We start from the raw sequence: 13,743 nt of genomic DNA, 5'->3' as shown, positions 1-13,743 counted from the left end.
AGCTCCGGTTCAGGCGGCCAGCGGTTTTTCCAGGATTTCCAGGTCCAGCGAGCTATCCAGCGGCAGGCCCACACCGGCATCCAGCGGGTAGGGCTGGCGCTGGCCGGTGGGCTGGTAGCCACGGCGCAGGTAGTAGGCGCGCAGCTCGGGCCGGCCAGCCAGTACGCTCATGCGTGCGCGTGGCAGGCGGTATTGCTGTATCAGCACGGCTTCGGCGTGGGCCAGCATGGTTTTGCCCATGCCGCCAGCCTGGCAGGCCGGGTCTACCGCCAGCATGCCGATATAGCCGTAGCCCTCTGCTGGCTCGATGTGCACGCAGGCCACCAGCTGTTGCTGCTGCCAGCCCAGCAAGATCTGGCCGGGCGCGGCCAGAACGGCGGCCAGCTGTGCCGGGTCGGTGCGCTCACCGCGGACCAATGCCGATTCGTGCGTCCAGCCGGCCTGGCCGGTGCCGGGGCGGTAGGCCAGGTTGACCAGGCGGCACAGCGCGGGCAGGTCGGCGGCGGTAGCGGTGGTGAGGTGCAGCATGGCTTAGTCGCGCAGCGTGATGGTGGGCCAGCCGTGGGCCTGGGCGTGTGCCAGCAGGGTGTCGTCGGCATCTACCGCTACCGGGTGGGTGACGATGGACATCAGCGGCAGGTCGTTGCGCGAGTCGCTATAGAAATAGCTCTTGTCGTAGCTTTGCAGCGTTTCGCCGCGTGCGGCCAACCATTCGTTCAGGCGGGTGATCTTGCCAGCCTGGAAGCTGGGCGTGCCGGTGGGTTTGCCGGTGTAGTTGCCGGCTGCGTCTTGTTCCAGCTCTACCGCAATCAGGTGCGCCACGCCCAGCTCGCGGGCGATGGGGGCGGTGATGAAGCGGTTGGTGGCGGTGATGATCATCACCACATCGCCGGCGGCCTGGTGGGCGGCCACCAGATCGCGCGCTTTGGGCGGGATGATGGGCAGGATGTGTTCCTGCATGTACTGCGCGTGCAGGGTGTCCAGTTCGCTACGGCTGAAACGGGTGAGGGGGGCCAGCTGAAAGTCCAGAAACTCGTAGATGTCCAGCGTGCCGGCTTTGTACTGTTCGTAGAAGTAGTCGTTCTGGCGGGCGTGGTGGTCCGGGTCCAGAATGCCGCGTTTGATCAGGAACTTGGGCCACTCGGTGTCGGAGTCACCGGCAATCAGGGTGTTGTCTAGGTCAAACAGGGCAAGATTCATGTCAGGTTCCGGGGTTGGCGGTTTGCAATACGTTTTTCACCAGCGGCACGGTAATGGGCCGGCGCATGGCCAGCGAGTAGCGATCCAGCGTGTCCAGCATGGTAATCAGGCTGGACAGGTCGCGCCGCCAGTGGGTAAGAAGGTAGCGGAAGACGTCGTCGCCGATAGCCAGCTGGCGGCTGGCGGCGTGGTGGCGCAGGGCGGCCAGCTTGTCGTTGTCCGACAGGGCTTTTACCTCGAACACCAGGCCCCAGCCCAGGCGGGTACGCAGGTCGTCGCGCACCGGGGCTTGCATTGGTGGCTGGCGGCCGGCCATCAGCAGGCGGCCTTCGCCACTTTCCTTGAGCGAGTTGTAGATGGAAAACAGCATGATCTGGTCGTCCGGCGGCAGGTCGTCCACGTGGTCGACGGCGATGAAGCTGGCCTCGCGCGCGAAGTCGGGCAGCTGCTCGTGCTGGGCGTCCAGGTAGATGGAGGCGCGGCCCATGCGCTCGGCGTGGGCGATCCACGCCTGCAGCAGGTGGGTTTTACCGCACCCAGGCTCGCCCCACAGGTACACGAAGCGCTCGCCTTCTTCGTGGGTGAGCGCAGCGATGATTTCGCGGTTGCGCTGCGCCAGAAAATTATCGAAGGCGGGGAGCGGGGTGGGGCTGAGGTCTAGAACGAGCTGATCCAACATGGGGGCGGTCAAAAAGAGTCAGGGGTCGATTTTACGCTGATAAAAGCCACTATTGAAATAATGTCTGACCAGATGGCGCATCAGAATCACGCTGATGGCAGATAGCGGCAGCGCCAGCAGGATGCCGACAAAGCCCATGAGCTCGCCAAACGCCATCAGCGCAAAGATCACGGTCACCGGCGACAGGCCGATGCGTTCGCCCACCAGATAGGGGGTCACCAGAAAGCTTTCCAGCATTTGCCCCACCATGAACACGCCCCACACCATCAGGATGCCGCTGGCACTGTCGTACTGCAGCACGGCGGCCAAGGTGGCCAGCAGCAGGCCCAGAAAGGCGCCCAGATAGGGGATGAAAACCAGCAGGCCGGCAATAATGCCGATGGCCACGCCCGAATCCAGCCCCACCAGCCACAGCCCGCCACCGTAGATGGCCGCCATGATCAGCATGACCGACAGCTGGCCGCGAAGGAACTGCCCCAGCATGCTGTCGACTTCGCGCGCCAGGCGGCCAACTTCGGTTTCCCAGCGCCGCGGTATCAGGCTGGCAATGCGCACCACCATATCGTCCCAGCCGTGCAAAAAGTAATAAAGAAGAATAGGCAGCAGGCTGAGGTTGGCCAGGCTGGACAGCAGTAGCGCGCCGCCATGGGTAAGTTGCGGTGCCACGCGGCTAATGGTCTGGCGCACATTGCCGGCATTCTGGCTCAGCACATTGCGCCAGCTGTCGCTATCTATGCTCAGGCTGGTGCCCAGCCAGCCATTGATGCGCGGCAAGACCTGGTGTTGTACAAAATCCACCAATACCGGTAGCCGGGCCGCCAAGGCTTGCGCCTGCGATACCAGCATGGGCACCACAATCAGGATCAACCCCAGTATGGCCATAAACCCGCCTGCCATCACCAGCAGCAGCGAGCTGGTGCGCGACAGGCCTTTTTCCTGCAGCCGGTCTACTGCCGGGTCCAGGATATAGGCCAGGATGGCCGCGGTGACAAAAGGGGCCAGCACGCCAGACAGCCTGCCAGCCAGCCATAGCAAGGCTGTCAGCGCGATAGCGATAATCAACCACGGAAGATAAACAGAGCGGGAGCGTTCCATTGTCTTTTCAGTTAAAATACAGCCGCTTTGGGCCAAGAGCCCAGGGCGCTCAAAGCAGCAAAACGATCACGTTAGCAGAAAGCGAGTTTACCTTGAACACCACGTCCCTCAGTTACCGTGATGCCGGCGTCGATATCGATGCAGGCGACGCGCTCGTCGAAAACATCAAGCCGTTTGCCAAACGCACCATGCGTCCGGAAGTCCTCGGTGGCCTCGGCGGTTTCGGCGCACTGGTGGAAATTTCCAAAAAATACCAAGAGCCGGTACTGGTTTCCGGTACTGACGGCGTCGGTACCAAGTTGAAGCTCGCCTTTGACTGGAACAAGCATGATACCGTCGGCATCGACCTGGTGGCCATGAGTGTCAACGACATTCTGGTACAAGGCGCCGAACCTCTGTTCTTCCTTGACTACTTTGCCTGCGGCAAGCTGGATGTACCGCAAGCTACCGACGTCATCAAGGGCATCGCCGAAGGCTGCGAGCAAGCAGGCTGCGCACTGATCGGTGGTGAAACCGCCGAAATGCCGGGCATGTACCCGGTAGGCGAATACGACCTGGCCGGCTTTGCCGTTGGCGTGGTTGAAAAGAGCAAGGTTATCACCGGCCGCGACATCAAGCCGGGCGATGTGGTACTGGGCCTGAAATCCAACGGTGTGCACTCCAACGGCTACAGCCTGGTGCGCAAGATCATCGAGCGCGCCCAGCCAGACCTGGACGCCGCCTTTGACGGCGACAAAACCCTGCGTGAGGCCGTTATTGCCCCGACCCGCATCTATGTGAAGCCCCTGTTGGCGCTGATGGAGAAGCTCACGGTTAAAGGCATGGCGCACATCACCGGTGGCGGCATTACCGAAAACACCCCGCGCGTTCTGCCAGCCAATACCGTGGCCCAGATCGATGCCGCTAGCTGGACCATGCCCAAGCTGTTCCAGTGGCTGCAGGCCGAAGGCAATGTGGATGCACAGGAAATGTACCGCACCTTCAACTGTGGTATCGGCATGGTGGTGATCGTGGACGCGGCGGATGCCGACGCGGCAGCGGCCTTCCTGACCGAGCAGGGCGAAACCGTATCGCGCATTGGCGTGATTCGCGCCCGTCACGGCGACGAGCACCAGACCCAGGTAGGCTAAACCCTGTCTGGCTAAGGCAAAGCGCCGCCGGCAGTGCTGGCGGCGTTTCTGTTTGCGGCCAACCTTTTCTGCTACTGCATAACCGTTTCTGACTGCTGACATGAAAAACATCGTCATCCTGATTTCCGGCCGTGGCTCCAATATGCAAGCCATCGTCGATGCCCAGATTGCCGGCGCCCGTATTGCGGCCGTGATCGCCAACCGCCCCGACGCCGCCGGCCTGGCCTGGGCTGCCGAGCGTGGCATTGCCACCGTCGGCCTGGACCACAAGCAGTTTGCCAGCCGCGAAGCCTTTGACGAACGCCTGGCCAGCGAGATCGACGCCTTCGCGCCCGATCTGGTGGTGCTGGCTGGCTTCATGCGTATCCTGACGCCCGCGTTTACCGCCCGCTACGAAGGCCGCATGCTGAATATTCACCCCTCGCTGCTGCCGTCTTTCCCCGGCCTGCATACGCACCAGCGTGCGATCGACATGGGCTGCAAGGTAGCCGGCTGCACCGTGCACTTTGTCACGGCCGAGCTGGACCACGGCCCGATCGTGGCCCAGGGCGTGGTGCCGGTGCTGGACGACGACACCGAAGCCGCGCTGGCCAACCGCGTGCTGGCGCTGGAGCACCAGCTGTACCCGCAGGCCGTGCGCCAGTTTGTCGCCGGCCAACTGCAGGTGCGTGGCAGCCGTGTCACGGGCGTAGCCGCTAGCCAGGCTCAGGCAGCACTGATGGTGCCAGCACCGCATTGAAGCGCTGGCGCAAACCGGCTGCCAGCCTGATGGCGGTGGCCTTTATCCTGTCCCTGCTGGCGCACCTGTTGGCGCTGGGCAGCGGGCTGGTGTCGTTTGACAGCATCGACATGCCGGAAGACCCGGCGCTGCGCAAGCTCAGCGCCACGCTGCAAGACATGCAGCTGGATATACCCAAGCCGCCCGCGTTGAGCGCCCCGCGCATCCCCGGCACACTGGGTGTGCCCGCTGGCGAGGCGTCGCAGCCGGTGGCCGACAAGCCGAAGCCGAAGCCTAAAAAACCACCAGCCAGCCCGGCCAAGGCCAAGCCACGGCACGCCGCCAGTGCCGTAGCCGCCGTGCCGCCAGCACCAGATCAGCAGGTAGCGCAGGCCGAGGCCAGCGCACCCATGGCCAACGCGGCCAACCCTGCCAGGCAGGCCAGTGCACCGCAGGCAGAGGTAGCCAGCAAACCGGCTGACAATGCCGATGCGGATAGCGACAAAGTGGTGAAACCGGACGAGCGCATTACCCGCTTCCCCGCCGCCGCGCGCATGCAGTACGGCCTCTATCTGTCTGGCGTTTTGCTGGGCAGTGGCGAGATACGCTGGCAACGCGATGGCAGCAGCTATAGTTTGATCACCGATGCCACGCCGGTGGTGGGCCCCAAGCTGCGCTACGAAACCGTCGGCAGCATAACGCCGCAGGGCTTGCGGCCGGACAGCTTCAAGGCCACGCGTAATGGCGAGCCGCGCGAGTACGCCCGTTTTGACTGGGCAGCGGCCACGTTGGCTTATGGTGATAAGGAACACAAGACCGAGCCCTTGCAGCCGGGGGCGCAAGACTTGCATGGTTTGGGGATGCAGCTGGCGCTGCGCGGCAAGAAGATGGGCGAGGCGCCGGTGCAGATCACCAACGGCAAAAAAGTGTACCGCATGGTGCTGCGGCCAGAAGGGGAAACCGATTTCGACACCGGCGCGGGGGTGATTCGTGCCGTGGTCATCCGCGTGCGTGAAGAGGGCGAGCTTACCGAATTCTGGCTCGCCCCCGACTTTGCCAATATTCCGCTGCGTATCCTGCGCGCAGACAAAGACAAGCGCTTCGAGCTGCGTGCAAACCTGATTGAACTAGATGGCGACACTGTGTGGAAACAGCCGCCACGACAACCGAGACAAGACAATGAAAGTAAACGTTAGCCAATTCAACCACCTGGAACAGGTGCTGTTTGCCATGCTGCGCTTTGACCGCCCGGCCGACGCCGTGCTCACCGCGCATTTCCGTCAGCACAGCAAGCTGGGCGGTACCGACCGCCACCTGATTGCCGAAACCGCCTTTGCCTGCCTGCGTCACCTGGAAACCCTGCGCCCGCTGTGTGGCAAGCAGGTGAACTCGCGCCGCCTGGCGCTGGCCACCCTGGTGCGTATCGGTGGTACCAACCTGCGCGAGCTGGATGGCGTGATGAAAGAAACCGAGCGCGAATGGCTGGCGTCCGTAAAAGGCGCCGAGCTGCCGGACGACCTGAGCGCCCGCTCCGGCCTGCCAGGCTGGGTGATCGGCCTGCTGGCCGAGCAGGAAGAGGGCGATGTGATTGCGCTAGGCAAGGGCCTGGCGTCTTACGCACCGCTGGACCTGCGCGTGAATACCCTGAAAATGAAGCGTGACGACGCGCTGATCCAGCTGCAGGATTCCGGCATTGCCTGCGAGCCTACCCCGTATTCGCCTATCGGTATCCGCCTGAAAGGCAAGCCGGCGCTGGCCCGCCACCCGCTGTTTGTCGGCGGCGCCATCGAAGTGCAAGACGAAGGCAGCCAGCTGCTGGGCCTGCTGACCGGCGCACGCCGTGGCGAAATGGTGGTGGATTTCTGCGCCGGTGCCGGTGGCAAAACCCTGCTGCTGGGCGCGCAGATGGCGTCTAGCGGCCGCCTGTACGCGTTTGATATCTCGGAAAAACGCCTGGCCAACCTGAAACCGCGTCTGGCGCGCTCCGGCCTGTCCAACGTGAACAGCACCCTGATCGCACACGAGAACGACACCAAGGTAAAACGCCTGGCCGGCAAAGCCGACCGCGTGCTGGTCGATGCGCCGTGCTCCGGCCTGGGTACCCTGCGCCGCAACCCGGACCTGAAATACCGCCAGAGCCCGGAAAGCGTGGCCGAGCTGAACGCCAAGCAAACCGCCATTCTGGCCTCGGCCTCGCGCCTGGTGCGCACGGGTGGCCGTTTGGTATACGCCACGTGCAGCCTGCTGCCGGCAGAAAACCAGGATATCGTGAATGCGTTTCTGGAAAGCCACCCGGATTTCGAGCTGCTGCCAGCCAACACCCTGCTGGCCGAGATGAAAATTGCGCTGGATACCGGTGATTACCTGAGCCTGCGCCCGCACCTGCATAACAGCGACGGTTTTTTTGCCGCCGTGTTGCAGCGCAAGGCTTGAGTCGCAGCGCCAGCGGCCCTAGAATAGTCGATTGAATTTGTCGGGTAATCGCCCGGCCATTAATGCAAAAGGAAGATCATGTCGATTCAGGACACCATCCGCCAGACCGTTACCGAAAACCCGGTCGTGCTGTACATGAAAGGCTCCGCCACCTTCCCGCAGTGCGGTTTTTCCAGCCGTGCCGTACAAATCATCAAGGCCTGTGGCGTTGAGAAGTTTGTTACCGTCGATGTGCTGGCCGATGCGGAAGTGCGCCAGGGCATCAAGGACTACGCTAACTGGCCGACCATCCCGCAGCTGTACGTGAACGGCGAGTTCGTTGGCGGCTCGGACATCATGTACGAGATGTACCAGGCCGGCGAGCTGCAGGAACTGCTGAAAGACATCGCAGCATCCTGATCGCCCACCCGCAGCCCGCCGCGTGCGGCTGTGGCGGTATGCAAACCCTGTCGCGCGTAGCGGCAGGGTTTGTTTTTTATAGATATTGCCTGCACATGCGACTCGCAGAGCCGTTTGATCTGGCACAGTTGGCCGCACGAAACAGGGAAAACCCTGCATGCAGGGCATGGCTGCAAACAGCTGTTTGCTTGTACAATGTCGCCCCATACCAATTTAGCGAACCGGCTGCCGCCTGGCGGCTGGTTTTCCGTATCAAGAAAAGCGGTTTGCACGGGCACTGGCCCGGCGCAGCCGCTTTTTGCCAAGGTTTGGGAAGAGCATGAACATCACCGTAGTCAATCACCCGCTGGTACAACACAAACTCGGCCTGCTGCGCGAGGGCGATATCAGCACCATGAAATTCCGCCTGCTGACTCAAGAGCTGGCGCGCCTGCTGGCTTATGAAGCCACCCGTGATTTCGAGCTGGAAACCGTTACCATCGATGGCTGGTGCGGCCCCATCGACGTGCAGCAAATCAAGGGCAAGAAAGTCACCGTGGTACCTATCCTGCGCGCCGGTATCGGCATGCTGGACGGCGTGCTTGATCTGGTGCCGTCGGCCAAGATCAGCGTGGTAGGCTTGGCGCGTAACGAAGAAACCCTGGAGCCGGTGTCGTACTTCGAAAAGTTTGTCGGCAACCTGGACGAGCGCATCGCCATGATCATCGACCCGATGCTGGCTACCGGCGGCTCGCTGATTGCCACCATCGACCTGCTCAAGCGCAATGGCTGCAAGCACATCAAGGCAGTGGTGATGGTAGCGGCACCGGAAGGCGTGAAAGCGGTAAACGACGCCCACCCGGACGTGCAGATCGTGGCCGCCTCGCTGGATAGCCACCTGAACGAGCAGGGCTACATCATCCCGGGCCTGGGCGATGCCGGCGACAAGATATTCGGTACCAAACACGCCTGATACCTGGCAGACAGCCGCTTGCAAAAGCGGCTTTTTTGCGGGTGCGGCCAACCCTGGGGGCGGCATCAGCAGGCCATGGCGCGGTGTGATCGCCCGCTGGGCGAGGCGGTGATGTACTGGGCGCTGTCATGCCGCTGCGCAAGCACAAAGCATTTAACAACAAGAAGGTAAAACCTATGTTCCAACAAGTGAAAGTGGCCCTGTCTGGCGCCCAGATCCTGTTCGTCGCCTTTGGCGCGCTGGTACTGGTGCCGCTGCTGACCGGCCTGAACCCCGCCATGGCGCTGCTGGGTGCCGGCCTGGGCACCTTGCTGTTCCAGCTGTGCACCGGCCGTCAGGTGCCGATTTTCCTCGGCTCCTCGTTTGCCTTTATCGGCCCCATCATTTATTCGATGCAAACCTGGGGGCAGGGCGCCACCATGTTTGGCCTGTTCTTTGCCGGCTTCATGTACTTTGTGTTTGCAGCCATCGTGAAATGGCGCGGCATGGCGCTGGTCAACAGGCTGCTGCCGCCGGTGGTAATCGGCCCGGTGATCATGATCATCGGCCTGTCGGTAGCCGGTGCCGCATCCAATATGGCCATGGGGCGTGCTGGCGGCCAACAGGTCATGCCGTATGAAACCTCGCTGCTGCTGGCGGCCATCTCGCTGGCGACCACCATTGCGGTATCGATCTACGCCCGCGGCATGTTCAAGCTGGTACCGATCCTGGCGGGGGTAACCGTGGGTTATATCGCTGCTGCCTTCATGGGTGTGGTGGATTTTGCCAAGGTGGCCAACGCACCGTGGTTCGCTGCACCGGTATTCCATAGCCCGGAAGTCAACTGGGCGGCGGCGCTGTTCATGCTGCCGGTGGCCATTGCCCCGGCGATTGAACACATCGGTGGCGTGATGGCCATTGGCGGCGTTACCGGCAAGGACTACACCAAAACCCCGGGCCTGCACCGTACCCTGGCGGGTGATGGCCTGGGCGTATGCGTGGCTGGCCTGATTGGCGGCCCACCCGTCACCACCTACGCCGAGGTAACCGGCGCGGTGATGATTACCCGTAACTTCAACCCGGTGGTGATGACCTGGGCGGCGATCTTTGCCATCGCCATGGCGTTTTTTGGCAAGTTCAACGCGCTGCTGCAGTCCATCCCCATGCCGGTGATGGGCGGCATCATGGTGCTGCTGTTCGGTACCATTGCTTCTATCGGCCTGAAAACGCTGATCGAAGCCAAAGTCGACCTGATGGAGCCGCGCAACCTGGTGATCATCTCGGTGGTGCTGACGGCCGGTATCGGCGGCCTGGAGCTGAAGTTCGGTTCGTTTGGCCTGGTGGGCGTGGGCCTGTGCTCGGTGCTGGCGCTGGTGCTGAACCTGATCTTGCCAAGCAAGTCGGCTAGTCGCGACGGTATCGTGGAAGGGCAGGACATCTAGCCTGCGAGTTGGCCGCAAGCGTTTGTGGCCACACGTGGCTATCAAGCAAAACACCCCGCCGCGGCGGGGTGTTTTGCGTTGCGGGCCAGGTATCAGGCCAGCACCAGCTGCACGCTCAGCGCATCGTTGGGGCCAATGGCCAGCAGGCGGTCGATATTGGGGTGCTTGCCGGGGAAAGCCAGCGCGTCGGCCGTGTGCTCGGCATACAGCGCCAGGCCTTGCTGCGCGGCTGCATGGTTGATACAGCCGTGCTGCAGCCAAAGGGCGTGGTACAGGCGTACCGAGCCGCTGGAGCCGGGTTTGGTTTCTATCAGGGCCACTTGCTCGCCGGCTGCGTTATGCAGGGTCAGTGCGGTGATATGGTCGATGGCGGGCAGGGTGGGCAGAATGTCGGCAAAAGCGGGCATGAAAAAACTCCGGTAGTGAATAAGCGGAGTTTGGTGCATGGCGCTGAAATTTCCAGCCAATGTTATAGAAATTTTTCAGCGTGCTGCCTGGCAGCCCTCTTCAGCGCCCGCAAGGCCCCTGCGCCGCGGCAGCGTAATGCAGGATGGAGTGGCTTAGTGGGTAAATAGCCCGTACTCCAGCAGCAGGCTGGCAAATATCACCGCGCCGACACGGTTATTGTCCAGAAAGGCCTTGAAACACAGGGCGCGGTCGCGGGTACGGATCTCGCCATACTGCTTGCCGATCAGCACGGCCGAGATCGCCAGGCCGCCAAAGAAGGGCCAGCCCAGCCCAAGCTGCCAGCCCAGGCCCAGCATTAGCGCCATGAACACGCCATGGCACAGCATGATGGCAGCCACGTCGTAGTCGCCAAAGGTAATGGCCGAGGTCTTGATGCCGATTTTCAGGTCGTCCGGTTTATCGGCCATGGCGTAGGCGGTGTCGTAGGCTACCGTCCAGAACAGGTTGGCTGCCAGCAGCCACCACGCGGTGCTGTCCACGCGGCCGGTTTGTGCGGCATAGGCCATGGGGATGCCAAACGAAAATGCCAGCCCCAGATAAGCCTGCGGTAGCGGAAAGAAGCGCTTGGTGAACGGGTAAGTCGCCGCCAGCAGTACCGCCGGGATGCTCATCAGCAGCGTCAGGCTGTTCATCGGCAGTACCAGCAGCAAGCTGAGCAGCACCAGCCCTGCGGCCAACCATAGCGCTTCTTTTTCGGTGACAGCACCGCGGGCAAACGGGCGCTGGGCGGTGCGCGCTACGTGGGCGTCAAAATGGCGGTCGGCATAATCGTTAATCACGCAGCCGGCCGAGCGCATCAGAAACGTACCCAGGACAAAAACCAGCAGCACCAGCCAGTCTGGCCGGCCTTGGGATGCCAGCCACAGGCCCCACAACGTGGGCCAGAGTAATAGCAGGGTGCCGATGGGGCGGTCTACGCGCATCAGTTGGCCATAAACGGTGGCGCGTTCGCGCAGCAGGGCAGTGTTCATCGCAGGTAATTCTCCAGTGCCGGCAAAAACACCTCGCTCACCAGCAGCGGGGAGTTGGCCAGGGTAAAGCGGCAGCGGCGGGCGCCCAGCTGTGCAGCGTGCTGCGTATCGTAAGCGCTGGCCAGGGTGTGCAGCGGGTGTGGGGCGGCGGTTTGCAGGAACTGCAGTGCTTCGCGCCCCAGGCCGGGCAGGCCGCCAAACAGCGTAAGCCCCAGCGAGCGGCTGCCGCGCTCCAGTATCGGGCGCCAGGCCTGGCTGTCTTGCAGGGTAATACTGCGTGCTACCACCACGGCTTCGCCATTCAGCATTAATCGAACGTGTCTGGCATAAACCGGCTGCTTTGCGCTAATCTGCAGCAGTTCCGCCTCGTCGGCGTAGATAGCAGTATGGCCTTGCGCCAGCACATCTACCGCAAAAGGGTGGCCGGTTGCCATCAGGTGTTCGGTCAGCGAGCCACGCGTTGCCATGCACGCTGCCAGTAAAGGGCTGCATGCTGGCAGCGTTGCCGACCAGCGTTGTTTTTCATCCATGGGCGGCATTATGCCAAAACGAGCTTTGTGCTGTCCTGCCCTTGCGGCCAACCTTGTATTCTTATTGCCATGATCGAAACCTTTATCTGGCTGCTGGCGTATCAGTTTATCGGCGAAGTCATCGCCCGTAGCCTGGGCTGGCCAGTGCCTGGCGCCGTGCTGGGCATGCTGCTGCTGTTTATTACGCTGTGCGCGCGCCGCGGTGTGCCGCGCGCGCTGCGCGACAACATCCCGCGGCTGATGACGCATATGTCGCTGCTGTTCATCCCCGCCGGTGTAGGCATCCTGGCGTTCTGGCCCATGCTGTCGGCGCACCCGCTTAGCCTGCCCATCCTGCTGGTGGTCGCTACGCTGTCTACCTTCATCATCACCGCGCTGGTGTTGCAGCTGGGGCTGTGGTGGCAGAAGCGCAGGAGGCCGGCATGAGCGTACTGGCCTGGGTGCAAAACGCCCCGCTAACCGGCCTGCTGCTAACGTTGGCCGCCTACCGCGCCGCGCTTGCCCTCAGCCGCCGCTATCACGGCCACCCGCTGGCTAATACGGTGCTGATGGGGGCCGTCATGGTGATTGCGGTATTGCTGCTGCTGGGCATGGATTTCCAGCAGTACATGAAAGGTGCCGGCTTTATCCAGTTTCTGCTGGGGCCAGTGACGGTGGCGCTGGCTATCCCGCTGTACAACAATCTGGGCCGGCTGCGTAAAAGTGGCCTGCCCATCCTGCTGGCCATTATTGCCGGCAGCGCTGCCGGGGTCGTTACGGCGGTTTGCGCGGGTCTGCTGTTTGATATGCCTCGTAGCATGGTGCTGTCGCTGGCGCCACGTTCTGCTACCACACCGATTGCCATGGGTGTGGCCGAGGTACTGGGCGGTATCCCCGCGCTGGCAGCGACCTTCGTCATCGTCACCGGCATCATCGGTGCCATCTGTGCCAAGCCGCTGATGCAGCTGCTGCGCATCCAAGACGATGTGGTGCTGGGCGTCGCCACCGGCGTGGCGGCGCACGGTATTGGCACCGCGCGCGTTTTCCAGCTGTCAGAAACGGCGGGTGCCTTTGCCGGGCTGGCCATGGGGCTCACCGGCTTGTTTACCGCCATCCTTGCCCCCATTCTGGTGCATTACCTGATGCTGTAATGGCGCATCACTACACTGCAACACCATAAACACAACAACATTCACCGAGGAACACCCATGGACCTGATTCTATGGCGACACGCCGAAGCCGAAGACGGCAACGATGACCTGGCCCGCGCGCTGACCCGTCGCGGCCAACAACAAGCCCGCCGCATGGCCGACTGGCTGCACAAGCAGCTACCCGGTGATTACCGTTTGCTGGCATCGGAAGCCGTACGTTCCCAGCAAACCGCCGCCGCCCTGGCAAAAAGCTACGAGATCCTGCCGGCACTGAACCCGGATGCTTCTGTAGAAGAAGTGTTGGCTGCCGTAGGCTGGCCAGAATGCGGCAAAACCATCGTTCTGGTAGGGCACCAGCCGTACATCGGCCGCTTGGCCGCCACATTGCTTAGCGAGCAGCCGCTGCTATGGAGCGTGAAGAAGGGCTCCATCTGGTGGCTGAACCATCGCGAACGCCACGGCATCGAGCAAATCCGCCTCAAAGCCATGATGACACCCGCCATGCTCGAATCACTTTAAGCCTGGCAAACCGTAAACCTCATCAAGTTGGCCGCCTGCGGCCAACTTTTTTGCTTTTTGGTGCCGTTGCAAATCAACACCTTAAGCAAATACTTGCA

17 protein-coding genes are annotated in these 13,743 nt (G+C 62.2%); 10 read left to right on the top strand and 7 right to left on the bottom strand.

Features of this window, described 5'->3' with window-relative positions:
• Window positions 1-9 precede the first annotated feature (9 nt).
• The 4 genes from FLQ44_RS00540 to FLQ44_RS00525 are packed head-to-tail and all read right to left on the bottom strand — an operon-like array spanning window position 10 to window position 2,974.
• Window positions 10-528, bottom strand: coding sequence for a GNAT family N-acetyltransferase (locus tag FLQ44_RS00540; protein WP_147692596.1), 519 nt, complete (start codon window positions 526-528; stop codon window positions 10-12).
• A 3-nt stretch (window positions 529-531) separates the two neighbouring features.
• Entirely contained in the window at window positions 532-1,200 is a 669-nt protein-coding gene (locus FLQ44_RS00535) for a histidinol-phosphatase (protein ID WP_147692595.1), read from the bottom strand.
• A 1-nt stretch (window position 1,201) separates the two neighbouring features.
• The gene (hda, locus tag FLQ44_RS00530; RefSeq protein WP_017509990.1) at window positions 1,202-1,879 is read right to left on the bottom strand and encodes a DnaA regulatory inactivator Hda; all 678 of its coding nucleotides are present in this window, start codon (window positions 1,877-1,879) and stop codon (window positions 1,202-1,204) included.
• A gap of 18 nt (window positions 1,880-1,897) precedes the next feature.
• Window positions 1,898-2,974, bottom strand: coding sequence for an AI-2E family transporter (locus FLQ44_RS00525; RefSeq protein WP_206208590.1), 1,077 nt, complete (start codon window positions 2,972-2,974; stop codon window positions 1,898-1,900).
• Between the two features lie 92 nt (window positions 2,975-3,066).
• Between FLQ44_RS00525 and purM the strand changes: the two genes are divergently transcribed.
• From purM to FLQ44_RS00490, 7 genes are all read left to right on the top strand, one after another.
• Window positions 3,067-4,104, top strand: coding sequence for a phosphoribosylformylglycinamidine cyclo-ligase (gene purM, locus FLQ44_RS00520; RefSeq protein WP_147692594.1), 1,038 nt, complete (start codon window positions 3,067-3,069; stop codon window positions 4,102-4,104).
• Window positions 4,105-4,204: 100 nt separating this feature from the next.
• Entirely contained in the window at window positions 4,205-4,843 is a 639-nt protein-coding gene (gene purN / locus FLQ44_RS00515; protein WP_147692593.1) for a phosphoribosylglycinamide formyltransferase, read from the top strand.
• A complete protein-coding gene (locus FLQ44_RS00510; RefSeq protein ID WP_147692592.1) occupies window positions 4,840-6,018 on the top strand; it encodes a DUF3108 domain-containing protein in 1,179 nt (392 codons plus the stop codon). Before purN ends, FLQ44_RS00510 begins: the two co-directional genes overlap by 4 nt.
• Window positions 6,002-7,255 (top strand): RsmB/NOP family class I SAM-dependent RNA methyltransferase, encoded by a 1,254-nt coding sequence (locus FLQ44_RS00505; protein WP_147692591.1) that lies wholly within the window; start codon window positions 6,002-6,004, stop codon window positions 7,253-7,255. Before FLQ44_RS00510 ends, FLQ44_RS00505 begins: the two co-directional genes overlap by 17 nt.
• A gap of 78 nt (window positions 7,256-7,333) precedes the next feature.
• A complete protein-coding gene (gene grxD, locus FLQ44_RS00500) occupies window positions 7,334-7,654 on the top strand; it encodes a Grx4 family monothiol glutaredoxin (RefSeq protein ID WP_147692590.1) in 321 nt (106 codons plus the stop codon).
• 319 nt (window positions 7,655-7,973) lie between these two features.
• Complete coding sequence (gene upp, locus FLQ44_RS00495; protein ID WP_147692589.1) at window positions 7,974-8,606, top strand: uracil phosphoribosyltransferase; 633 nt, start codon at window positions 7,974-7,976, stop codon at window positions 8,604-8,606.
• A gap of 176 nt (window positions 8,607-8,782) precedes the next feature.
• Window positions 8,783-10,027: a uracil-xanthine permease family protein gene (locus FLQ44_RS00490; RefSeq protein WP_147692588.1), complete on the top strand. Its 1,245-nt coding sequence runs from the start codon at window positions 8,783-8,785 to the stop codon at window positions 10,025-10,027.
• Window positions 10,028-10,119: 92 nt separating this feature from the next.
• Here FLQ44_RS00490 and FLQ44_RS00485 read toward each other — a convergent pair whose 3' ends face one another.
• From FLQ44_RS00485 to FLQ44_RS00475, 3 genes are all read right to left on the bottom strand, one after another.
• Window positions 10,120-10,434: a DUF2322 family protein gene (locus FLQ44_RS00485; protein WP_147692587.1), complete on the bottom strand. Its 315-nt coding sequence runs from the start codon at window positions 10,432-10,434 to the stop codon at window positions 10,120-10,122.
• 153 nt (window positions 10,435-10,587) lie between these two features.
• Entirely contained in the window at window positions 10,588-11,466 is an 879-nt protein-coding gene (gene ubiA, locus FLQ44_RS00480; RefSeq protein ID WP_147692586.1) for a 4-hydroxybenzoate octaprenyltransferase, read from the bottom strand.
• A complete protein-coding gene (locus FLQ44_RS00475; RefSeq protein WP_276607815.1) occupies window positions 11,463-11,996 on the bottom strand; it encodes a chorismate--pyruvate lyase family protein in 534 nt (177 codons plus the stop codon). The genes ubiA and FLQ44_RS00475 overlap by 4 nt, the downstream gene beginning before the upstream one ends.
• Window positions 11,997-12,065: 69 nt before the next feature.
• Here FLQ44_RS00475 and FLQ44_RS00470 point away from each other — a divergent pair, with 69 nt between their 5' ends.
• Genes FLQ44_RS00470 through FLQ44_RS00460 form a run of 3 tightly spaced genes read left to right on the top strand, consistent with a single transcriptional unit; the run spans window position 12,066 to window position 13,645 of the window.
• Window positions 12,066-12,422: a CidA/LrgA family protein gene (locus FLQ44_RS00470; RefSeq protein WP_147692584.1), complete on the top strand. Its 357-nt coding sequence runs from the start codon at window positions 12,066-12,068 to the stop codon at window positions 12,420-12,422.
• A complete protein-coding gene (locus FLQ44_RS00465) occupies window positions 12,419-13,126 on the top strand; it encodes an LrgB family protein (RefSeq protein ID WP_147692583.1) in 708 nt (235 codons plus the stop codon). Before FLQ44_RS00470 ends, FLQ44_RS00465 begins: the two co-directional genes overlap by 4 nt.
• A gap of 57 nt (window positions 13,127-13,183) precedes the next feature.
• The gene (locus FLQ44_RS00460) at window positions 13,184-13,645 is read left to right on the top strand and encodes a SixA phosphatase family protein (protein ID WP_147692582.1); all 462 of its coding nucleotides are present in this window, start codon (window positions 13,184-13,186) and stop codon (window positions 13,643-13,645) included.
• The last annotated feature ends 98 nt before the right edge of the window (window positions 13,646-13,743 follow it).

Source organism: Vogesella mureinivorans (assembly GCF_007644035.1).
Taxonomy (GTDB): domain Bacteria; phylum Pseudomonadota; class Gammaproteobacteria; order Burkholderiales; family Chromobacteriaceae; genus Vogesella; species Vogesella mureinivorans.
Note: the sequence above shows the minus strand (reverse complement) of the source record. Positions and strands in the feature narration are given on the sequence as shown.